The sequence below is a fragment of the Eubacterium ventriosum genome (assembly GCF_025150745.1).
GTDB lineage: Bacteria > Bacillota > Clostridia > Lachnospirales > Lachnospiraceae > Eubacterium_G > Eubacterium_G ventriosum.
The window spans coordinates 1,901,181-1,923,094 of the sequence record NZ_CP102282.1 but is presented as its reverse complement, the minus strand read 5'-3'; the positions used below and the strand labels follow the sequence as shown (position 1 = coordinate 1,923,094).

Sequence of the window (21,914 nt, the reverse complement as noted above, 5' to 3'; positions counted from 1 at the left end):
TGGACTTTGTTTAGAGAATCCATTCTTTTTTACATAATATTTTATTGTATAAGCTTTTGAAAACACCGTTAAGCAGTCTTAATCTTTCCTTAGCTTTACAGCATTACGTGCCTTACGTCTTCGTTCGTCTTCAATGGCAGCATAATGCTTTTTAGTGGTATTTACATCTTTGTGTCCCAAAACGTCGGCTACAAGGTATATATCACCTGTTTCCTTGTAAAGAGCAGTACCATATGTACTACGAAGTTTATGAGGGGTGATTTTTTTTAAGTTTGTAACAAGAGATGAATATTTCTTTACAAGATTTTCCACGGCACGTACACCGATACGTCTTTTCTGAAGAGATAGAAATAGTGCATTTTCATGTCCATCCTGTGGAACTATTAATTTTCTCTCTTCCAAGTAATCAAGTAAAGCATTTTCAACTTCCTCTCCGAAATAGATTACAGTTTCATTACCACCTTTTCGTCTAATCTTTATGCCACTGTTTTTAAAGTCAATATCATTAATATCTATGCCAACACATTCAGAAACACGCATTCCAGTACCCAGTAGAAGGGTTAAAATCGCCATATCCCTTGTTTTTGTTTTGTCATGGAATTTCTGCTGGGACTTAGTTAATTTATCGCCTAATTCCACCTGATCAAGAAGAACGCTTACCTCATCTGCATCCAATCTTACAATTTCTTTTTCGTGTATTTTAGGCATATCCACAATAGAAGCAGGATTAGTCTTAATACTTTCTTTCTTGTAGAAATATCTATACAATGTTCTTAGACAGGCAAGCTTTCGCATAATTCCACGTTCACCATTAGTATGCTCTTTGCCATCTTCCGTAACATAGTATCTTAAATATTCGAGATATTCTTCAATATCAGTTGCTGTAATTTTATCAAGTAATTCCATAGGATAATCCACAACAGGAACATTAGCCATTTCAGGATTAGAAGATTTTATATAATTAAAAAATACTATAAGATCATAACAATAAGCTATTCTTGTTCTGGATGAAGTAGTAGGCTCAACACCACGGAAAAACTCTGCACAGAACTTTGGTAGCTGTTTTTGAAGTTCTCTAAGCTTTATTTGATTGTCAACTATTACCTGGTCATGATAATTTCTATTTCCTGCCATAACTTAAATCCCTCCTTTTAATTTTTTTAATAATGTCTTTACAATTTTAGCATCTATAATTTTTCTTGTATATTTATTATTTATAATAAATATGGCTAGTTTCTAACTTTAATCAAAGCCCTTATTTAAAACAGCTCTAAAGAATCTTTCTTTACAGCCAGGATTTTCTTTATTAAGTTGTTTAACAATATTTTTAACATATTCCCTTTTAGTGTGACCGTCTACAGGACATTTGCTCTTAGCCACAGGCAGCTCGTATTTGTTAGTGAAACCGATAACGTCAGCTTCCGGAACATACATTAAAGGTCTGATAACTGTTAATTCCATTTTATCAAGGTATGTAACAGGAGAGAAGCAGTGGAACCTTCCCTCATAAATAAGAGAAAGAAACATTGTTTCAATCATATCATCCTTATGGTGAGCATACGCAATCTTGTTGCAGCCAATACTTTTGGCAAAATCATTTAATGCACCTTTTCGCATTTTCGCACAAAGAGAGCAAGGATTAGATTCCTGTCTTTCATTAAAAACAACATTAGCAATTTCAGTTTTTACAACATAATATTCAATGTCCATGTCATTGCAATATTTTTCTATTTTTGAAAAGTCCTGAATGCCAAAGTCCAAGTCGACTGTAATTGCTACAACATCAAACTTTTTAGGATAAAATCTCTTTAAACCGTTTAATGCATATAATAGAGTTAAACTGTCTTTTCCTCCGGAAATACCAACAGCAATTTTGTCTCCGTCATTTATCATATTGTAGTCATCTGTAGCACGTCTAACGTAACTAAATAAACGTTGTGCTTTCATAATTGGCACCTCCTTATTAATTTTTTCAAAGTAATAGTAGATTTTGTAATATCTAACTATTCGCAAAAGACAAGTTTAACGAATAACTATTTAAAGAATCTTCAATAAATGTTCCATATATTCAGGAATTGGTGCTTCAAACTCTACATATTCCTTAGTTGTTGGATGTATAAAACCTATTGTTTTGGCATGTAGGCATTGTCCTTCAAGTTTAAACGGACATTTATTGTGATTATAAACCGTGTCTCCAAGCAACGGGTGATGTATGCTTGCCATATGAACTCTAATCTGGTGAGTTCGACCTGTTTCTAATTGAAACTCCATAAATGTATACTTATCAAAACGTTTAAGCACCTTATAATGTGTAACTGCCTCTTTACCGTTTTTATGATTAATTGCCATTTCTTTGCGGTTAACCGGATGTCTGCCTATTGGTGCATTAATTGTACCTGATTCATCCTTTACAACACCCTGAACAATCCCAACGTATTTTCTTGTTATTGAATGTACTTTAAGCTGTTCGGCAATAAAATTGTGGCTGTAATCATTTTTACATATTATTAAAGCTCCTGTGGTATCTTTATCAATTCGATGAACAATTCCCGGTCTTAAAACACCGTTAATATTAGATAAATGATTCTTGCAATGATACATTAATCCGTTAACCAATGTTCCTGTATAATGTCCTGGAGCCGGATGAACAACCATATCCTTAGGTTTATTTACAATTAGAAAATCATCATCTTCATAAATAATGTCCAATGGTATATTTTCCGCGACAATATTAGCCTCAACCGGTTTAGGTATATTAATATTAATTTTATCGCTTGGCTGAACCTTATAATTAGCCTTTACCGGCTTATCATTTAATAATATTTCATTATCCTTTAATAATTTCTGAATAAAACTTCTTGATACATCCGGTAATAATTCACTTAAATACCTGTCAATTCTTATATCAAAAAGCTCTTCGTCTACTATAAACAAATTATTCATAAATGTATTTTCCTTATTAATTTGATAGTTTGAATTTCAAAATATTAAATATTTTCTTTATATTAATTTCAATAATTCTTTTTTATTGTGAAAATCTTATTAAAGTCTTCTTCTTTTAATTTTAACAGGCACATAACTACGATTAAAACGCATGAAACTGTAACATAGCAGTCTGCCACATTAAAAATTGGGAAATCAATAAACTCAAAACAAATAAAGTCAACTACAGAACCGTTAACCACTCTATCAATTAAGTTTCCTACTGCTCCTGCCATTAACATTCCAAATGTATACTGGAGAACCATTAATGTAGCGCTCTTGCCTTCATTGCACATTATTCCTGTAATGTTTCGTATAAAAATGCTTATAATTACAATTGCAATTATTGTTATAATTACAAACATAAGAATTTTGCCTGAAAAAATTCCCCAGGCAGCTCCTTTGTTACCACCTTCGAGATAATTAAAGGACAGTAAACCTTTTATAACAATATATTTTGATTTTCCCATTAAATTAGCTGTTGCCACAAACTTGCTTATCTGGTCCAATATAACCAAAATAACCACAAAAGCAATCATCTTTAAATATAATAAAGTCTTTTTTTTCATAGTTAATTTAACCTCTTATTACTGTTTCTGTTGCTTCCAAAAGTAATTCTTCACTAATAGTTCTGTCAATTATTGCATGGCCATTTTTCTCAAGGGTGATAAACTTAATTACACCTGAGTCCATTTTTTTGTCATTTTTAGTAGCTTTAACCACGTCAGAAGCTAATATTCCTGTTGTATATACAGGTAATTTAAAGTCAGAAATAACATTATTAATTTCATTATATTCTTTCTCTGCAATATTTCCCTTCTTTAAAGAAATATATGTTGCGGCAGCCATACCAATGGCAACACATTCACCGTGTAAAAGGCTAAAATTCTTTGCCTTTTCAACTGCATGGCCAATTGTGTGACCGAAATTAAGAACAGCTCTTTCACCTTTTTCTTTAGGATCATTTTCAACAACTACACGCTTAATGTTACAACTTACAAAAATCATTTTCTTAACTGTTTCGTAATCTCTTGAAATAATTTTGTCTTTATTTTCCTTAAGCCAATAGAAATATTCCTTATCTCTTATTAAACCGTGTTTTATTATTTCTCCCATACCTTCAAGATATTCTCTTTCAGGCAATGAATTAAGAGTTGAAAGATTCATATATACAAGTTTTGGCATATAGAAAGCTCCAACCATATTCTTGTAAGCCTTAAAATCAACACCTGTTTTTCCACCTATACTTGAATCAACCTGAGATAATAAAGTAGTTGGAACCTGAACAAAATCAATACCTCTTAAATATGTAGCTGCAGCAAAGCCTGTTATGTCTCCTGTAACACCTCCGCCTAAAGCTAAAAGCATATCGTTTCTGTCAAACTTATTTACAATTAACGTTTCATAAATATCTTCAACAGTTCCCACGTGCTTATTTTCTTCACCGGCTTTAAATTCGTGAATGATAATCTTTTTACACAAAGGCTCAAGTTCATTCTTTAACTGTTCTGCATATAAAGGACCCACATTTGACTCTGTTACAATACATAATTTCTTATTTTCAATATTAAATTTCTTTAATTCGTTACCTATTTCTGAAAAATCCTTTGAAAAAACTATGTCATAACAAGGCTCTCCCTCATAATTTACTGTTATTCTGTCTGATAAATTCTCTAATGCCTTAATCATTTTTTTGATAATCCGACAATCTGAATATCGGATGTACCTCCTTTTATATACTTTAATATATTATTTTTTAAAATTTATTCTTTATATCATTTCTAAATGTACAACTTAATGGAAATTAAATTTCTGCCTTTCTTTGTTACTCCAAGTTGTCCTTCAAAAATAAACCTGCCTTTTCCCCTAACGGAAATAATATCATCAGGTTTTGGCTGGTGTCCGTTAGATGTAACCATCTTACCATTAACAAAGACCTTTCCTGACTCTATAAAAGATATAATGCTGCTTCTGGATGTTCCAAAAGCTGTTGCAATAAGGCTGTCAAGCCTAATATTTGAAATAGTGCCCTTAATAATTTTAAATTCAGGTGTAATATTAACAGCTTCCATATACTTAACTGTACACTTAACAATTGTATGTTTGATTTTCTTTAAATTCTCAGCAATGTAGCCACTTATATCATCTATACAATAAACATATGCCTGATTATCTTTTAAGAAAATATCACCTATTTTATTTCGAACAATGCCTAAATTTAAAATAGCACCTAATACATCCCTATGTGAGAGTTTGTCAGCATAATGGGAATTAATTGGTGCAATTTCTATAAGCTTTATTGGTAAATCCTGAGTATAATAAATATCCTCAGGTGAAAATACTGCAATTCTTCTTTCTGCATAATCATTACCTCCTGCTAATTCTACATTAACAGGAGGTAACTGATTCTTATAAGAATTTAATATACTAATTTCATTTAAATTCAAAAAGTCCGTATATGTATATATATTGCGGTTATAAGATGAATTTGCCAAGTCCGAAAATCTGTTTTTTAAAAAACTTTCTTCCTTATCCATATTAAATCCACCCTAGCTTTAATAATTTCTTCTTGAATATGCTGTAGATGAATAATCTGATGAATCATGAACTAAATCCTGAAAATCACCTGTTATGTCTACAGAATGAGGTGTTACAAGATAAATATATCCGCTTATCTTCTGAAGATTTCCCTGAATTGCATAACATCCGCCTGAAACTGAATCAACAATACGCTGTGCAAGGTCTAACTTCATTCCTTCTAAATTTAATACAACAGACTTTCCTTCTAAAAGAGTATCAATAATGTCTCTTGTATTCTCATAATATGAAGGTTTAATCACACAAACTTCCATCTCGCTACTGCTTTTCATTGGAACAACCTTGTGATTTCTTGAGCTTCTTGAATTCTTGACAGCTCTGGCTGTGGCACGTGTTTTTACATGTGGAGCCGGTTCTTCCTCATGCTCAGCAGTAACTTCATCATAGTCATCTATAATGTCGTCATCACTTCTTGTAGCAGCCCTTCTTGCTGAAAAACGTTCAGATCTGCTCTTTGTTGCACGTTCCTTTTTCTCAGGCTTTTCAGGCTCTAAACCCATATCGTCGTCTTCATAATCGTCATAATAATCCTCATCGTAATCATCATAATCAACTGTGAAAACATTCTTTATTCTATCTGTAAATTTTGACATGTTATTCTCCTAAATACTATATATTATAATTTCTTTCACCAAATATTCCTGTACCGACTCTTACCATTGTAGCCCCCTCTTCCACAGCTACCTGATAGTCTCCAGTCATTCCCATTGAAAGAACATTCATACTAACATTATCAATGTTTTTATTGTTTATGTCAACTGATAATTTCTTCATATTTTTAAAATATACCCTGTTTGTTTCAGGATTGTCAGTAAATGGTGCAATAGTCATTAATCCCTGTATTCTTACGTGTGGTAATTTTGCAATTTCACGGATTAATTCTTCTGTTTCCTGTGAAGTAATTCCGAATTTGCTTTCTTCCTGTGCCATATTTACTTCAATTAAAACATTAGCAATTTCATCAGCTTTTGCAAACTCTTTTTCAATCTGTTCTGCCAATCTTAAAGAATCAACCGAATGAATTAATTGAACTTTTCCAACAAGATATTTAACCTTATTTCTCTGAAGATGTCCAATCATATGCCATCTGATATTTTTAGGTAAAATATCGAACTTATCACAAAGTTCCTGTACTTTATTTTCACCATAGTCCAAAATGCCTGAAGGTAAAGCTTCTTCAATTGCAGTGTAAGGTTTTGTTTTGCTTACTGCAATTAGTGTAACTTCTTCAGGATTTCTTCCTACCTTTTCACATGCCTGTTTTATGTTTTCTTCAACCTGTTTTATGTTTTCTACTATCATAAGTATGCCTCCTATTTATTGAAAAATAATCTGATTTTCAGAAACTGTTGAACCATCTAAAACAATCCTGTCATAAAGAGACAATCCATATATGTCTCCCTGTTTAACAATATAATATTCGTCAGTGCTTTCTAATATATTAACTCTGACAAAAACGGTATAACCATTATTTATATTATATACACCTACAAAATCCTGTGTTTTTCCAATAATATATTGTTCGCTTGAATCAATTGCCGTTAATACATCTCCGTTTTCAAAAAGTGCTGTGGAAACATAATAATTATCTTTATCAGAATAAGCTATTGTAGGGTAATAAAACTCGTTAGTTATCTTTCCTTCTACCTTAACCTGTCTGTTAAAACCAATCTTATCGGAATTTCCACCTTCAGCACCGTAAGATTTAGGAATAACATACAAACTCTTGGAAACAAGTGAGGTTTTCGGTATTTTTAAACCTTTAGATACATCATCAATAATCTGAATATTAATAAATCTGTCTGTAACATATCTGATCATATATTTTGAAAGTGTAATTATTCCGTAATATTTCCTGTCCTGACCTTTTACAACTTTAATATTGGCTGTTGTGGTAAGACCGTCTTTTAAGAATTTTATTTTTACACCGTTAACTTTCTTATATTTCTTTGCTTCTTTCTTCGTAAACTGAACAGCAATACTCCATTCTTCATCATTAACTGTTTTATAAATAGGATTACCTTTTTCAGTTTTTGTTCCTGAAGAAAATTTAACATCAACATATGAATTTTTGTCAAATAAACTTGCCTTTAAATTCTTTGGTTTTAAATTTTCGTAGTTGTCAATTCTATATAATACAATGCCTGTTGAGGCTGAATTGTTAATTGAAAAGGTGTTCCCCTCCTCCTTGGCAATATTTTCCAAAGAGTTCATATTAATAAGGTCAACAACTGTTCCCTTTAAACTTGTTTTAAAATTGTATATTTCAGAATAATTCATTTCATTGTAATTATTACAATAATCTGAAATTAATCCTGCAAGTGTATCTATATTATCACTGCTTAATTTAGGATTCTTCTTGCTTGCCTCACTTAAAAGATTATTAAGCTCTCCTGTGGAATCTATGCTGTAAAGAGTAGTATTTAAAGATACTCTGGAACCTTCTCTTACATAATAATCTATATATCCTGAATCCTGGGCACTCTGTACAATCTCGTTCCTTATGGCTATTCCATTATATGAAACATTGGCCTCCTGTGCATTTGAGCCTGAAATAACTTCATAAAAAGCAGTTCGTTCTGTTGTAAAATAAATAACAATATTTACAAGCAGATAAATTGAAATAAGTCCAAATATAACTATGCCCGCATTTAAATTAATATGGGATTTATATCTGACAACCCTTTTGTTCTTTTTCTTCATATAACATGCTCCTTAAACCTAACCTTAATTATCTTATAATTTAAATGGTTAGTCAATATTTTCCACCGTTTTTAATAGTTTTTTAGTGGATTTTCTAATTAGTTTTTCATAGTTTTTCAATTGTTTTATTAAATTTTATTTTTATGTATTTTTTTATCAATTGTGGTAAAAATACTAAAAGAACATATAATCATAGGAGGTAATAAAATGAAATCCAAATGTTTTGATTATACAATGTTAACCCTTGTAATTATTGGTGCAATAAACTGGGGGCTGATTGGATTTTTTAAATTCGATCTTGTGGCTTTTCTATTTGGACAGATGACTTGGCTTTCAAGAGTAATATATGCCATTATCGGACTATGTGGCTTGTATCTTATTAGTCTTTTTGGCAGAATTTCTGCTTTTGGAGAGGAATAAGGTTCCTCGACACAAAGAGGTATTAATCTAATGAAATGATTATTAGATTAATACCTCTTTTATATTTTAATGACTTATTTTCTATTTAAGCATAGGAATTAGCCACGATATATTTCACGCCATTCCAAATCGCCTCTGTCAAGTGACTTAATTAATAATTCAGCTGTAGCAACATTTGTTGCAAGTGGAATATTGTGCATGTCACATAACTGTACAGCCTTGTGAACATCAGGTTCATGGCGCTTCGGATTAAGTGGATCTCTTAAGAAAATAAGTAAATCCAACTGATTTTGTTCAATCTGTGAAGCCATCTGTTGTTCCCCACCTAAATGTCCTGCAAGATATTTATACACTGATAAATTTGCAGCTTCTTCAATTAATCTTCCTGTAGTACCTGTTGCATATAGTGTGTGCTTACACAAAATCCCCCTATACGCAATACAAAAATTCTGCATTAATTTCTTCTTTGAATCATGTGCAATTAATCCAATATTCATAAATCTCCTCCTATCTATACAAGTGCCTTATTTCTCTGTAATCCTATGTTAAGTACAATTCCTATTCCGCAGTACATACTTACTAATGATGTCAATCCATAACTTACAAAAGGCAATGGTAAACCTGTATTTGGTAAAATCATAGTTGTAACTGCTATGTTAACAAATGATTGCACTCCCAAAAGTACACCAAATCCGAAACAAAACAGTCTTCCATGCAGTGTCGGTGCCCTGGAACCGGTAATAAAACATTCAACAACTATGGCAAATAACAATAATATTACAGCTGCAGCTCCCACAAATCCTAACTCTTCACCTACAATTGCGAAGATAAAGTCGGTATGTGATTCAGGAAGGAAATTGCCTTCTTTTACAGAAAGAACATTTCCATTGTCATTAAAACCCTTACCAGTTAAGCCCCCTGAGCCAATGGCAAGAATAGAGTTCTCCTGTTGCCATTTATCATCCTTAGATGACTGGGAATCACTGTCCTTATTTAAAAAGCTTTCGATTCTCTGATACTGGTAATCTGCCAAAATACCACTACTTGGCTGTAAAACTATATATCCCACTACTAATGCTATCGGAATTGTTGTTACCAACACTCCGGTAATAATCTTATAATGAACACCCGATAGAAACATTATAGCACAAAAAGTTATAAAAATAACTATTGTTGTTGATAAATCCGGCTGTTTATATATAAAACCTATAGGAATTATTGAAAAAACTACAACCGTAGCTAACGTTTTAAAGGTGTTTAAAGTTTCCTGATGTTTGTAAATATACGTTGCCATAAAAATAATCAGAAATATTTTTGCCAGTTCCGATGGCTGAAATTGAGTAAAACCTAAATCAATCCATCTTTTTGCTCCAAGGTTTGTTTCACCAAATAGCATAACCAATAATAGGAAAAATATCATTACTCCATATATAACCCAGTAAAATTTAAATACAAACTTGTAACTTATAAGCGTGAATATTGTAAGCACTACCAAACTTAATACCAAACCTATAATCTGTTTAAGCTGATAGCCTTCAGCCTCGGCTGCATTACCTATTGCATATATTCCAACTGCAGTTACAGCGAGAACATATATAAATAATCTAAAATTAAAATTGGATAATTTGTAATTTTTCATAAAATTAATGGCTTTTTTTAACATTTATGTTTTTCCTCTTTTTTGCATATTTCACATTTTTAGCATTTAATCTCTTTGATTGGAATGCTTGCCATAAGGCAAGGCCCTGATTCCTGTCTTATTTCTACAATACAATTTTCAACATCAATATCAATATACTTTGAAATAGTATTAATAATATCATTTTTTATTGATTCTGTTGTATTGGGGTTGCATCCTATTCTATCTGTTACAAGAAGAATCTGCAATCTTTCTCTTGCAATTGTTCCAGATCTTCTTCTTTTAAATAATTTTCTAAAAATCATTTTATCTCCCCCCTGCTGAATATGTTTCTAAAAAACAGAAGAGAAAATCTTCTTTCGTCCTTGTCCATATAAATCTTTTCCCCTGTTAACTTTTCTGCTATGTGGGTTAAGGACTTTCCTGTTGATGTATTCTGGTCTACTAAAGCTTCACCTCTGTTAGTTGCAATTACCACATTAACATCATCATTAATACAACCGATAATTTCAGAACCCAATATTTCTGAAACATCTTCCGAAGACATCATATCTCCCTTTTTAACTAAATCAGGTCTAAGCTTATTTACAAGCAGGTATATTGAAGCCATACCGTCTTTTTCAAGTAAACCTATTATTCTGTCTGCATCCCTTATTGCAGAAACTTCAGGTGTAGTTACAACCACAGCCGTTGTTGCGGCGGCAATTGCATTTCTAAATCCCTGTTCTATTCCTGCAGGACAGTCAATAAGAATATAATCATACTGTGTTTTTAACTTTTCCACAAGATTCACCATTTGGTTAGGATTAATGGCATCCTTATCCTTAGACTGGGCACTTGGAAGAAGGTAAAGATTACTATGTTTTCTGTCCTTTATAATCGCCTGATGTAATCTGCAATTACCTTCTATAACATCAACAATATTGTAAATTATGTGATTTTCAAGTCCCATGACAACATCTAAGTTTCTAAGACCAATATCAGTATCAATTGCAATAACTTTCTTCCCTAATTTTGAAAGTGCAATGCTTAAGTTTGCGGTTATGGTTGTTTTTCCAACACCACCCTTGCCTGATGTAACAACAATTACTTCACTCATTTTTCCCTCCTAAAATATTAATGACTATTATCTTTAGTATTTTCAGTCAGGAATGACTGGTTAGTCTTGAGTTGTGTTCTTAATATCCTGCTTTTGTACATCTTTATTTAAATCTTTATCTTTTAATTCACCATAATAATACTGAATCACATTTTTTGCAAGCTCAGCAGAATCATGTGACGAATTGCCAAAAGGAATTATGGCAACTACACCAAGTTTAGGTTTATTGTAAGGTGCATATGCCACAAATAATGAATGAGAGTTTCTGTGTAAGTTTTCCTGAGCTGTACCGGATTTTCCGGCAATCTTAATCTTTGTATCAGTAAAATAATTACGTACCGTTCCAACTGTAACTACTTCTCTCATACCTGTATGAATGGCATCCCATGTACTACTTGAAGCTTTAACTGTATTAGTTAATTCCGCTTTCTTCTTGTATACTGTTTTGCCATCTTTATCTACAACTTTATTTATTAATGTAAGGCTGTAATTCTTTCCACCGTTGGCTATTGTTGAAACATATCTTGCAAGCTGCACCGGTGTATATGCATTACTGCCCTGTCCAATAGCGGAATGAATAGCACTTTCTGTCGAAAAATGTGGTTCTCTTTCTGTGATTTCTACACCTGACTTCATATTAAGACCAAGCTTTGTTGCATATGGTTCAATCTTTTTAAGTCCTGTTGCACTGTCATATTTTCCATTTACTGTTCCAAGTCTGTAACCCATTTCGTAAAAGAAATAGTTACATGAATCTGCAATGGCATTCATAACATTTTCAGCGCCATGTGCTGACGGATAAATCCAACACTTAGGTGAAGGTGTTACTTTTTCAAACTTGCCTTTATCAACTACTGTTTCATACTGACCCACCACATCGTTTTCCATAGCTGCCATAGTCGTTGTCATCTTGAATGTTGAACCCGGGGCTGTTGCACCTTGTGTGGCCCTGTTATATAAAGGATCTGACTGATCCTCAACAAGTTGCTGCCAGTAATCAGGATCAACTGTACCTGAAAGCATGTTGTTATCATAACTTGGGTATGTTACAAGAGCTCTTATCTGTCCGTTATTAGGATCAGTTACAACAATTGAGCCTGAACACGGATCAAGTGCAATCTGAGCAGGTGTAATATTCAGCTTTTTAATCTGTTTAATAATGAAACTATAATTATACGTTGAATTATATGTCTGTAACTGGCTGTACGCTTGTTCATCTTCCTGTAAAATGTTTTGATCAAACAGAAGCATTAATATTTCGCTACTGTGAATTGTGCCGTCATATATTCTGTAATACATAACTTTCTTACCAAAAGAAGTGTTACTACTCATATCTTCAACTATATAATCCCTTAAAAGATTATAAGTTTCATCTGCAGACAAATAAGCATCGCTTACATGAAGTCCTTCAATATTAATCCAATTCTTCTTTATTGAATATTTAATAAACTCATTTATGCTTATTTTTCCATCAACATAGTTATTATATGTTTTATCCTTTTTATCAATAGATGATGTAAGAAGTATTCCATCATTCTTTAAAAGGTCATAAATATAATCATAGTATTCCTGATACTCTTTGCTTGCATCATTGTATACTTTGCCTTTGTCAGAATTTAACTGGGACTTAATAACCTTCACAACATCTGATACTGCTTTTTTATATTCTTTATTTACTTTCTTTTCATTAGATGTAGCTGACTTCCTTGAAAGTTTCTTAAGACTTACAACATTATTAGCCACAAGCTGTGAATAAACTTTCTTAACAGGAATGTAATGAATGTCATCGTCTGTTTCGGCATCTTCATTAACATCATAATTAACTATTTCAGAAATAAGAATTGAAGCAATCTTCTTTTCCAAAAGTTTATATGTTGCTTTCTGAAGTTTGCTGTCTATTGTCAGATATACATCATTACCTTCCGTGGAATCTTTCTCAGACACTGTACTAAGCACCTTACCTGTACTATCTATAAAAACTTTCTGTTCCCCACGGGTTCCCTGAAGATAATCTTCATAAGCAGACTCTAAACCAGCCTTACCAACAACATCGCTACTAATATAGTTTTTTCCCTGAGCATTAAATTCTTCAAGCTGAGTTTCAGAAATTGTTCCTGTATATCCAAGAATTGGTGCATAGTACAGGCTGTCATTATATTTTCTAATGTTCTGTTCTTCAGCCTTAACACCTTTTAATGTGGAAGCGTTTTCCTGAATTGCAACCATTGTTTCCTTTGAAACATTCTGAGCAACTGTCGTTGTTATATATTTCTGCCCGGAATGCAGATAAATGTTATAACGGATTGAGATGATTTTTAAAAGTTTATCATTATCCACATCACCTGTAACTTCAAAGAACTGATTTTTTAAATAGTTCATCATTTCCGGAGCTGTTGCATTAGTATAGTCTACATCCTTAACTTTGCAGTCATTACTTGTAACATTCTTTTTAAAGCGAAGTATTCCTGCTTCGGAGGTAATATTGTATTCCCATTTGCCATCCTTTGTAAGACTTATTGGAAAATCAACAGTAACCTTGTCACCATATTTTTCAATAATATCGATGGTCTGACTTACAATGTGATTAAGCTGGGAATTTTTTGTATCTGAACTGTCAATTTTATCTTCAATAGTAACTGCATAAGACAAAGCATCATATGCCAATACTTTACCGCTTTTGTCAAGAATTTTTCCTCTTGTTCCTGATTTGTATATTGTTTTCTCTGTTTTCTGAATGTAGGTACTCATATAGTAATTCTCGTTTATAATCTGTAAATCGAATACTCTATATAAAAGTACGGCAAACAGCCCTATTATAAATAGACTTACAATAAAAATTCTTGATTTTATAATTTTAGATATCGTATAAAAAAAATCACTTATCAAAACTAAACCTATTCTCCTGTTTTTCTCTCAATATTTTTTCATCTAATAAACAAAATAGTTTATAGAAAATTAGTGTTAGAAATGTTGTAAAAATCATTTCTGGTAAAATTACTTTTTCAAAATAATATGAAAAGTCTAACTTATTTCTCAGTAAAAATCTAAACACATAATATGCAAGATTATATAAAAAATCGTTTACAAATACTACAAGCATTGGCATAAATATATGGTCACTATATAATATCTTCTTAAAGACACCACTTATAAATCCTATATACATGTATATAAGTGCAAACAATCCTATTACATCTCCAAAAGCCACGTCTACCAAAAGACCGCAGAACAATCCTGTAACACTTCCATAGTTTGACCCCTTTATGAATCCAAATATGCTTGTTACAATTAATAGTAGATTAGGTACTACAAAAGACTGTCCGCTGACTAATGACAAATAGCTTTGAAGAACAAATGATACAATAATAATTGCACCTGTAATTACAATGTTCAATACTCTACGTTTCATATTTAGTCCTTCAAACTTTCTTTAAGCTGTTTTATAACAAGTACCTCATTTATATGTTTAAAGTCAACTACAGGTATTAAAGTTCCTGACTTTGTAAGTCCTGTAGAATCCTTTGATACTGATTTCACATAACCAATAAGTATTCCGGGAAGAAACTTATCACTTATTTGTGATGTAACAACCATGTCTCCTGCTGAAACTTCAGCATTAATGTCAATTCCAGTAATATTAATTAGCCCCTCATCAATCTTCTTCAAGTCACCACTTACAATGGCTGAGTCAGAAGTATTTGCAAATGAAGCACTAACACCACTTTCATCATCAATTATGGCTCTAACCTTAGCATAGTTACGCCCTACATCGGAAACTATACCAACAAGGCCACCACCACTTATAACATTCATACCCTCCTGTATTCCATCAGAAGAACCTTTATCAATTGTGAAAATATTAAAATAATTACCTGTGTCTTTTCCAATAACAGAAGCAGCCACTTTTTTATACTTTGAATATTCATTATCAAGATTGTATAACTCTTCCAATCTGTCTAACTTGTACTTATTCTGTGCTAAAAGACTGTTTTCTTCTGTTAATTCGTCTACCTTTTCATTTAATTTTTTATTTTCACTTTTAAGTTTCTTTACTGACTTCATTAATTCTTCCTTGTCAGTAAACCATGTGCCGATTCTGTTTACACCTTCCTGCAAAGGAACTACCATAATTCCCGTAGCAAACTTAAAAGGCTTTGAAAATGACGGAACAATGGCCGACAAAATTAAGCATACAACACATAATAATGTTAAAAGTGATATTAAAATTTTTGGTTTTACTTTAAAGTTAGATGGTTTTTTCATAATCAATCATATCCTTTATATTTTATCTTTCTAGAATGAACTCTGTTTTGGCTCATACATTAACTTCTTATACTGTGAGTCTGATACAATTAAGGAAATTCCTCTTATAACTGACGCTTCAGGATTCTTAACTGTATTAACCTTTAAGTCAGTTTCCTGTGCAATAAGCTTGTCTAAATTTCTAATTGATGCTGAGCCTCCTGTTAAGTACATTCCTGTTTCAAGTATATCAGCTGAAAGTTCAGGTGGTGTTCTTTCCAATATAGTCTTTATGGAATCAACCATCTCATCAAAAAACGGTTTAATTGCCTCGCAAATTGTATCCTTTGCAACAGCTCTTTCAGATGGAAGTCCTGTAATAACATTTCTTCCAAAAACATATAAAATATCATTTTCGTTATTTTCATCTTCTGAATAAATAGCATCAGCCAATGCAATCTTTATCTTTTCTGCTGTCCTTAATCCAATATATATATTGTATCTTCTTTTTACAACATCACAAATCATCTGGTCAATATTGTTTCCACCTAATTTAATTATTCTGCTGACAACAATACCTCCCATTGAAATAACGGAAATCTCAGTTGTATCTGCCCCTATGTTTACTATAAGATTTCCCTTCTGGCTGTTCATGTCTATCTGTAATCCTACTGCATCTGCAATAGGTTTTTCAACAATTTTTATTTCGCGTGCTTTAATGTCAGACTTTGCGACCACATCGTAAAAAGCTCTTTTTTCAACTTCTGTAATGTCTGTAGGTACTGCAATACAAAATCTTCCCATCTTGCTACCGCTTGCCTTAGTTATCTTCTTGTAAAAGCTTTCAAACAAAAGCTTCATATTCTTTAAATCTGCTATAACTCCATACTTAATTGGAAAAATAATGTTAATGTTAGGTGGTGTTTTTTCATACATTTTCAATGCCTCATCACCAAACTCAAATAATTGTGTTTTATTCTTTATAGCTATTATGTCTTTTTCTGTTATTACTGTTTTGGTTAAACCATTGTAAATTTTTATGGTGCTTGTACCAAAATCAATTCCAAAAACACTACGACTCATAATCTGTCCTTTCATTTTAAGAAGTTATTTCATAAGTTTTAATTCTCTTAGACTTGAATAACTTCTGTCCCCTATTATAATGTGATCTAAAACGTTAATTCCTATAATTTTGCCTGCTTTACTAATTGCTAATGTGCTTGCCATGTCATCTCTGCTTGGAGTACAGTCTCCACTTGGATGATTATGTATAAGTATAATATTCACAGCATCGCATCTTAAAGCCTCAACAAAAATCTCCCTTGACGAAATCAGGGACTGATTAACTGTTCCTTTAGTTATTGTCATATCCTTAATTAAATGGCATTTAGTATCCAAAAACATTACAACAAGATTCTCCTGTTCTAAATGTCTTAGCTGTTCCATATAATAATCTGCAATTGTTGACGGAATATTATATTGGATAGAATCCTTTGCCTTTACTGATGATATGCGTCTTACAAGTTCCCTTACACACATAATCTGAACTGCCTTAACCATGCCAACTCCCTTAATACTCAGAAGTTGTTCCTTTGTCATATGCATTATTGCCAGCAAATCCTGTTTACCATTTTGAGATTTGTGTGACAAAATATCTTTGGATAATTCAAATGAACTGATGCCATTTGTTCCTGTTCTCAAAATTACTGCAAGTAACTCCACGTCAGTTAAATATTCAGGACCTTTTGCAAAACACTTCTCATAAGGTCTGTCATTAACCGGTAAATCTTTTATATTGTTCATATGCCTCCATTCCTTCTCTCCAAATACAAGGCACCCATATATATTAGCACAATAAAAAAGTTGTGTATACGTTTTTTACAATAAAAGACAGTTAATTCAAAAATGTTACTTTAATGTAATTAATCCGTCATCAACCATATTCTGGAAAGCTTTTAGTATTCCAAGTTTTGCATGATGCCATGTCAAACCGCCCTGGAAATACACTGCATATGGTGGTTTAATAGGTCCATCTGCACTAAGTTCAATTGATGAACCTGACACAAAAGCACCTGCTGCCATAATTACCGGTGCATCATATCCCGGCATATCCCAAGGTTCAGGAGTCAGATAGCTGTCAACAGGGGCCGCTGCCTGAATTCCCTTGCAAAAAGCAATTACGCAATCAGGATTTCCAAATTCAATTGCCTGAATAATATCGTGTCTTGACTCTTTTCCGTCAGGAATGACATTAAAATTAAACTTTTCAAATAAGTTTGCAGCAAATATTGCACCCTTCAAAGCTGATGCAACTACATTTGGTGCAAGGAAAAGTCCCTGATAAAATGAACTCATTACACCGAGGTTTGCTCCAACTTCTTTTCCAAGTCCCGGTGTTGTAAGTCTATATGAGCAATTTTCAATACACTGTTTTGTTCCACAAATATATCCACCAATAGGAGCAAGCCCGCCACCCGGATTTTTTATAAGAGAGCCGACAATCATGTCTGCTCCAACATCTGATGGCTCTATTTCTTCTACGAACTCTCCATAACAGTTATCTACCATAACAATAATGTTTGGATTAATTTCTTTAACAGCTTTAATTGCCTGACCTATTTTTTCAACAGATAATGTTGGTCTTGTGGCATAACCCTTTGAACGCTGGATTCCTACAACTTTAACATCGTTAGTAATTTTCTCTTTAATTCCTTCAAAATCAAATTCACCATTTTCTAAAAGGTCAACCTGATCATATTTGACACCATATTCTGCAAGACTGCCGTTGGAAGGTCTGATTCCAATAACTTCTTCCAGTGTGTCGTAAGGCTTTCCTGAAATATATACTAATTTGTCATTTGGTCTTAAATTAGCAGAAAGGGCAAGTGCCAATGCGTGAGTTCCACATGTAATCTGTGGTCTTACTAATGCATCCTCTGTATGAAAAACATCTGCATAAACTTTTTCTAAAGTTTCTCTTCCTAAATCATTATATCCATAACCTGTTGTAGTATTAAAATGTGCTTCGGCAACTTTATTTTTCTGCATGGCACCAATAACTTTTAACTGATTATATTCTGCAATCTTGTCTACTTTCTTAAATCTTTCTTCCAAATCAGCACAAATTTTTTCTGAAAAATCATAAACCTGTTCAGATATTCCCTGCTGCTTATACATTTCTTTAATCTTATTAATCATTTTATTTATCCTTTATTATATTAATTTCTCTTAAGTCTTTAAGCATACATGCCAATAACTTATTTTTGTCATAATCATATTCATCCCAGTTTACCATGGTAACTGTTTTTTCACGCCTAAACCAGGTCAACTGTCTTTTCGCAAAATGCCTTGTGTTCTTCTTTATTAATTCCACTGCCTCATCCAATGAAATCTTTCCGTCTAAATATTCAATAATCTCTTTATAACCAATGCCCTGCATTGATACAAGATTTCTGTCATAGCCTTTATCCAAAAGACTTTTTACTTCATCCACAAGACCTTCCTTAATCATAAAATCAACTCTTTTATTTATTCGTGAATAAAGTAGCTCTCTCTTATCATTTAAAACAAAATATTTAAAATTATATGGAGAAGCATGTTCACGCTGTTCTTTATTATGGTCTGAAATCTTCTTTCCTGTCTGATGATTATATTCAAGAGCCCTTATTACTCTTTTAACATTATTATAATGTATTGCCTTGGCTGATTCTTCATCAACCTCTTTAAGCATATTATAAAGATATTGGACACCTTTATCTTTATAAATCTGTTCCAAAGTCTTTCTATATTCATGATTATCTTCTGTTTCGTCAAAATCAATGTCATACAAAACAGACTGAATATAAAAACCTGTTCCACCTACTATAATAGGCGTTTTCCCTTTTTCATAAATTTCATTAATGTATTTCTTTGTAAGCTTTTGGAATACATTAACATTAAATTCATCATCAGGCTCAAATTCATCTATAAGATAATGCTTTATGCCATGCATTTCTTCTTTTTTTATTTTGGCAGAACCTATATCCATATATTTATATACCTGAATGGAATCTGCACTTATAATTTCGCCGTTTATGGCCTTGGCAAGTTCAATTGATATTTCTGTTTTTCCAACAGCGGTAGGTCCTGTTATTATTACTAAATTGTTCATTTTTATTTTAGGCTCCTATACAATTCTCTTGAATTTTTTGTCCAATTCATAATGACTCATTGATATAATTGTAGGTCTTCCATGAGGACAGTTATAAGGATTCTCCAATGAAAGCAACTGGTCTATTAATGCATTTGCCTCCTGTGTAGACATTTTATTGTTTCCCTTTACTGCTGCCTTACATGACATTGAAGCTATTTTTTCGGTAATCATATCAGGAACCATTCTTCCATTTTCATTAGACAAGTTATCAATAATCTGCATTAAAACATCGTAACTGTCCAAAGTATATAAATCTGCCGGTACGGCCCTGACTGCAAAATCCTGTCCACCAAAAGCTTCGATTTCAAAGCCTATCTCTTTAAAGTTATCCATATATTTATTTATAAGATTTGCCTCATTTAAAGACAAATTCAAAATAATAGGCGGATTAATCATCTGTGATGAAACTTCTTTCTTAGAAAGCCTGTCCATAAGCTTTTCAAACATTACTTTCTCATGGGCTGCATGCTGGTCAATAATATACATCTTGCCATCATACTCAACTATCCAATATGTTTCAAAAACCTGACCTACCAATCTATGAGACGGTCTTGCCACATTTGTAAGAAAGTCATCGTATACTCCTGAAAGTTCCTGTTGGATAGGCTTTGATTTTTTTTCTTCCTTTATATTTTCAGGTTCCTTTATTTCATTTCCTATATTTTTAATTTCCGAACCTTCTGATAAATTTGAATTTTCTTCAATATTTTTACTTATATCAGAAAAATGTGTATTTTTTGTTTCCTGATTATTATTTTTTATAACTACATCATTGATTTCCGTCAGAATATCTGATTTTTGTTCTGTTTTTTCTTTTCGTGTATCAACAGCATAATTATTTTCTTCTCTAATATTTTGTTTCTTAATATCTTCGATTTTAATGTTTTCATCGTTAATACTTTTTATAAAATTTTCAGCCATTTTGTAATCAGGTACATCGCCAAGAATATGATTTATCTCTGTTCTTGTTTTTTCAAAAGGTTCCGGTGCTCTGGCTATTTTTTCTTCATTAGGCTTTTCCTCATTTAACTCAACCTTAATTATATTAGGCTTTTCAACAAGAGTATCGTGAATGCTATCCATAATAAAAGGATAAATCGCCTCACCTTTTCTAAAACGCAATTCCATTTTTGCCGGATGCACATTAACATCTAACAAATCCTGGTCTATTTCAAAATTAATTGCTGTAAAGGGATACTTATGCTGCATTAGAATAAACTTGTAACCATCTTCAATTGCCTTTGAAATAATATTATTTTTAATATATCTGCCATTTATAAAATAGTTTTCAAAACTTCTATTACCTTTTGAGATTATTGCCTTGCCAATATAGCCTGTCATCTTAATAAATTCATTACTGCAGTTTATTTCTAACAGATTGTTTGCAATATCTCTTCCGTAAATATTATAAATAACATCTTTTAAATTACCATTGCCTGATGTATGAATCTTAGTTTGATTATTATTAATAAAACTAATTGATATTTCAGGATGTGATAAAGCTATCTTTTCTACTATTTCAGAAATGTAACCTGCTTCTGTCTGGGCAGTTTTTAAAAATTTTCTTCTGGCAGGAGTGTTAAAGAATATATTCTTTACAATAAAAGTTGTTCCCTCAGGTGCACCTATTTCTTCGAAAGTTACTTCTTTTCCACCTTCGATTTTGTATCTGATACCTGTTATGGCATCTTCAGTCTTTGTTATAAGTTCAACCTGACAAACAGAAGCAATACTTGATAATGCCTCACCTCTAAATCCAAGGGATGATACACTTATAAGGTCAAGAGCTGTTTTAATCTTACTTGTGGCATGTCTTAAAAAAGCCACTTTAATATCATCTTTTTCAATGCCTGAACCGTTATCGGTAATTCTTATTAATGATGTACCACCATCTTTAATTTCAACGGATATCATTGTAGCTCCTGCATCTATTGCATTTTCCATAAGTTCCTTAACAATAGATGCAGGTCTGTCAATCACCTCGCCTGCTGCTATCTGGTTTATTGTATTTTGATCTAAAACATGAATTTTACTCATAC

The 21,914-nt window shown here is 32.3% G+C and carries 22 protein-coding genes; 1 reads left to right on the top strand and 21 read right to left on the bottom strand.

What is annotated here, in order from left to right; all coding sequences use genetic code 11:
- Positions 1-78 precede the first annotated feature (78 nt).
- The 9 genes from NQ558_RS08650 to NQ558_RS08610 all read right to left on the bottom strand — a co-directional run bounded on the left by NQ558_RS08650 (position 79) and on the right by NQ558_RS08610 (position 8,283).
- Positions 79-1,134 carry a tyrosine-type recombinase/integrase gene (locus NQ558_RS08650; RefSeq protein ID WP_005362620.1) on the bottom strand — a complete coding sequence of 352 codons (1,056 nt, stop codon included), beginning with the start codon at positions 1,132-1,134 and terminating at the stop codon, positions 79-81.
- Positions 1,135-1,242: 108 nt separating this feature from the next.
- The gene (locus NQ558_RS08645; protein ID WP_005362621.1) at positions 1,243-1,947 is read right to left on the bottom strand and encodes a tRNA 2-thiocytidine(32) synthetase TtcA; all 705 of its coding nucleotides are present in this window, start codon (positions 1,945-1,947) and stop codon (positions 1,243-1,245) included.
- A 90-nt stretch (positions 1,948-2,037) separates the two neighbouring features.
- Positions 2,038-2,943: an RluA family pseudouridine synthase gene (locus tag NQ558_RS08640; RefSeq protein WP_005362622.1), complete on the bottom strand. Its 906-nt coding sequence runs from the start codon at positions 2,941-2,943 to the stop codon at positions 2,038-2,040.
- A 68-nt stretch (positions 2,944-3,011) separates the two neighbouring features.
- Positions 3,012-3,551: a signal peptidase II gene (gene lspA / locus NQ558_RS08635; protein ID WP_005362627.1), complete on the bottom strand. Its 540-nt coding sequence runs from the start codon at positions 3,549-3,551 to the stop codon at positions 3,012-3,014.
- Positions 3,552-3,558: 7 nt separating this feature from the next.
- Complete coding sequence (gene aroB / locus NQ558_RS08630; protein ID WP_005362628.1) at positions 3,559-4,671, bottom strand: 3-dehydroquinate synthase; 1,113 nt, start codon at positions 4,669-4,671, stop codon at positions 3,559-3,561.
- 92 nt (positions 4,672-4,763) lie between these two features.
- Positions 4,764-5,519, bottom strand: a complete 756-nt coding sequence (locus NQ558_RS08625) for a YlmH family RNA-binding protein (protein WP_005362629.1) — start codon at positions 5,517-5,519, stop codon at positions 4,764-4,766.
- An 18-nt stretch (positions 5,520-5,537) separates the two neighbouring features.
- A complete protein-coding gene (locus tag NQ558_RS08620) occupies positions 5,538-6,173 on the bottom strand; it encodes a cell division protein SepF (RefSeq protein ID WP_005362630.1) in 636 nt (211 codons plus the stop codon).
- Between the two features lie 16 nt (positions 6,174-6,189).
- Positions 6,190-6,882, bottom strand: coding sequence for a YggS family pyridoxal phosphate-dependent enzyme (locus NQ558_RS08615; protein ID WP_005362631.1), 693 nt, complete (start codon positions 6,880-6,882; stop codon positions 6,190-6,192).
- Between the two features lie 15 nt (positions 6,883-6,897).
- Positions 6,898-8,283, bottom strand: coding sequence for a biotin/lipoyl attachment domain-containing protein (locus NQ558_RS08610; protein ID WP_005362633.1), 1,386 nt, complete (start codon positions 8,281-8,283; stop codon positions 6,898-6,900).
- A gap of 207 nt (positions 8,284-8,490) precedes the next feature.
- Here NQ558_RS08610 and NQ558_RS08605 point away from each other — a divergent pair, with 207 nt between their 5' ends.
- Complete coding sequence (locus NQ558_RS08605) at positions 8,491-8,703, top strand: DUF378 domain-containing protein (RefSeq protein WP_005362640.1); 213 nt, start codon at positions 8,491-8,493, stop codon at positions 8,701-8,703.
- 98 nt (positions 8,704-8,801) lie between these two features.
- Here NQ558_RS08605 and mgsA read toward each other — a convergent pair whose 3' ends face one another.
- From mgsA to mutL, 12 genes are all read right to left on the bottom strand, one after another.
- Entirely contained in the window at positions 8,802-9,200 is a 399-nt protein-coding gene (mgsA, locus tag NQ558_RS08600; protein ID WP_005362641.1) for a methylglyoxal synthase, read from the bottom strand.
- A gap of 14 nt (positions 9,201-9,214) precedes the next feature.
- Positions 9,215-10,366, bottom strand: coding sequence for an FtsW/RodA/SpoVE family cell cycle protein (locus NQ558_RS08595; RefSeq protein WP_195557318.1), 1,152 nt, complete (start codon positions 10,364-10,366; stop codon positions 9,215-9,217).
- 35 nt (positions 10,367-10,401) lie between these two features.
- A complete protein-coding gene (gene minE, locus NQ558_RS08590; protein WP_005362643.1) occupies positions 10,402-10,647 on the bottom strand; it encodes a cell division topological specificity factor MinE in 246 nt (81 codons plus the stop codon).
- Positions 10,644-11,441 (bottom strand): septum site-determining protein MinD, encoded by a 798-nt coding sequence (minD, locus tag NQ558_RS08585; RefSeq protein WP_005362644.1) that lies wholly within the window; start codon positions 11,439-11,441, stop codon positions 10,644-10,646. Before minD ends, minE begins: the two co-directional genes overlap by 4 nt.
- 60 nt (positions 11,442-11,501) lie before the next feature.
- Positions 11,502-14,189, bottom strand: coding sequence for a penicillin-binding transpeptidase domain-containing protein (locus NQ558_RS08580; protein ID WP_005362645.1), 2,688 nt, complete (start codon positions 14,187-14,189; stop codon positions 11,502-11,504).
- A gap of 127 nt (positions 14,190-14,316) precedes the next feature.
- Complete coding sequence (gene mreD, locus NQ558_RS08575; RefSeq protein WP_005362646.1) at positions 14,317-14,850, bottom strand: rod shape-determining protein MreD; 534 nt, start codon at positions 14,848-14,850, stop codon at positions 14,317-14,319.
- A gap of 2 nt (positions 14,851-14,852) precedes the next feature.
- Positions 14,853-15,704 (bottom strand): rod shape-determining protein MreC, encoded by an 852-nt coding sequence (gene mreC, locus NQ558_RS08570; RefSeq protein WP_005362647.1) that lies wholly within the window; start codon positions 15,702-15,704, stop codon positions 14,853-14,855.
- A 30-nt stretch (positions 15,705-15,734) separates the two neighbouring features.
- Positions 15,735-16,781, bottom strand: a complete 1,047-nt coding sequence (locus NQ558_RS08565; protein ID WP_005362648.1) for a rod shape-determining protein — start codon at positions 16,779-16,781, stop codon at positions 15,735-15,737.
- Between the two features lie 9 nt (positions 16,782-16,790).
- The gene (gene radC, locus NQ558_RS08560) at positions 16,791-17,486 is read right to left on the bottom strand and encodes a RadC family protein (protein WP_005362649.1); all 696 of its coding nucleotides are present in this window, start codon (positions 17,484-17,486) and stop codon (positions 16,791-16,793) included.
- A 105-nt stretch (positions 17,487-17,591) separates the two neighbouring features.
- A complete protein-coding gene (locus NQ558_RS08555) occupies positions 17,592-18,881 on the bottom strand; it encodes a methionine gamma-lyase family protein (protein WP_005362650.1) in 1,290 nt (429 codons plus the stop codon).
- Between the two features lies 1 nt (position 18,882).
- Complete coding sequence (gene miaA / locus NQ558_RS08550; protein ID WP_005362651.1) at positions 18,883-19,833, bottom strand: tRNA (adenosine(37)-N6)-dimethylallyltransferase MiaA; 951 nt, start codon at positions 19,831-19,833, stop codon at positions 18,883-18,885.
- A gap of 15 nt (positions 19,834-19,848) precedes the next feature.
- Positions 19,849-21,912 carry a DNA mismatch repair endonuclease MutL gene (gene mutL / locus NQ558_RS08545; protein WP_005362652.1) on the bottom strand — a complete coding sequence of 688 codons (2,064 nt, stop codon included), beginning with the start codon at positions 21,910-21,912 and terminating at the stop codon, positions 19,849-19,851.
- Between the last annotated feature and the right edge of the window lie 2 nt (positions 21,913-21,914).

Coding starts and splice junctions, on each gene's coding strand:
- NQ558_RS08650 (WP_005362620.1), bottom strand. CDS start 1,134: ATGGCAGGAAATAGAAATTATCATGACCAGGTAATAGTTGACAATCAA.
- NQ558_RS08645 (WP_005362621.1), bottom strand. CDS start 1,947: ATGAAAGCACAACGTTTATTTAGTTACGTTAGACGTGCTACAGATGAC.
- NQ558_RS08640 (WP_005362622.1), bottom strand. CDS start 2,943: ATGAATAATTTGTTTATAGTAGACGAAGAGCTTTTTGATATAAGAATT.
- lspA (WP_005362627.1), bottom strand. CDS start 3,551: ATGAAAAAAAAGACTTTATTATATTTAAAGATGATTGCTTTTGTGGTT.
- aroB (WP_005362628.1), bottom strand. CDS start 4,671: ATGATTAAGGCATTAGAGAATTTATCAGACAGAATAACAGTAAATTAT.
- NQ558_RS08625 (WP_005362629.1), bottom strand. CDS start 5,519: ATGGATAAGGAAGAAAGTTTTTTAAAAAACAGATTTTCGGACTTGGCA.
- NQ558_RS08620 (WP_005362630.1), bottom strand. CDS start 6,173: ATGTCAAAATTTACAGATAGAATAAAGAATGTTTTCACAGTTGATTAT.
- NQ558_RS08615 (WP_005362631.1), bottom strand. CDS start 6,882: ATGATAGTAGAAAACATAAAACAGGTTGAAGAAAACATAAAACAGGCA.
- NQ558_RS08610 (WP_005362633.1), bottom strand. CDS start 8,283: ATGAAGAAAAAGAACAAAAGGGTTGTCAGATATAAATCCCATATTAAT.
- NQ558_RS08605 (WP_005362640.1), top strand. CDS start 8,491: ATGAAATCCAAATGTTTTGATTATACAATGTTAACCCTTGTAATTATT.
- mgsA (WP_005362641.1), bottom strand. CDS start 9,200: ATGAATATTGGATTAATTGCACATGATTCAAAGAAGAAATTAATGCAG.
- NQ558_RS08595 (WP_195557318.1), bottom strand. CDS start 10,366: ATGTTAAAAAAAGCCATTAATTTTATGAAAAATTACAAATTATCCAAT.
- minE (WP_005362643.1), bottom strand. CDS start 10,647: ATGATTTTTAGAAAATTATTTAAAAGAAGAAGATCTGGAACAATTGCA.
- minD (WP_005362644.1), bottom strand. CDS start 11,441: ATGAGTGAAGTAATTGTTGTTACATCAGGCAAGGGTGGTGTTGGAAAA.
- NQ558_RS08580 (WP_005362645.1), bottom strand. CDS start 14,189: ATGAGTACCTACATTCAGAAAACAGAGAAAACAATATACAAATCAGGA.
- mreD (WP_005362646.1), bottom strand. CDS start 14,850: ATGAAACGTAGAGTATTGAACATTGTAATTACAGGTGCAATTATTATT.
- mreC (WP_005362647.1), bottom strand. CDS start 15,704: ATGAAAAAACCATCTAACTTTAAAGTAAAACCAAAAATTTTAATATCA.
- NQ558_RS08565 (WP_005362648.1), bottom strand. CDS start 16,781: ATGAAAGGACAGATTATGAGTCGTAGTGTTTTTGGAATTGATTTTGGT.
- radC (WP_005362649.1), bottom strand. CDS start 17,486: ATGAACAATATAAAAGATTTACCGGTTAATGACAGACCTTATGAGAAG.
- NQ558_RS08555 (WP_005362650.1), bottom strand. CDS start 18,881: ATGATTAATAAGATTAAAGAAATGTATAAGCAGCAGGGAATATCTGAA.
- miaA (WP_005362651.1), bottom strand. CDS start 19,833: ATGAACAATTTAGTAATAATAACAGGACCTACCGCTGTTGGAAAAACA.
- mutL (WP_005362652.1), bottom strand. CDS start 21,912: ATGAGTAAAATTCATGTTTTAGATCAAAATACAATAAACCAGATAGCA.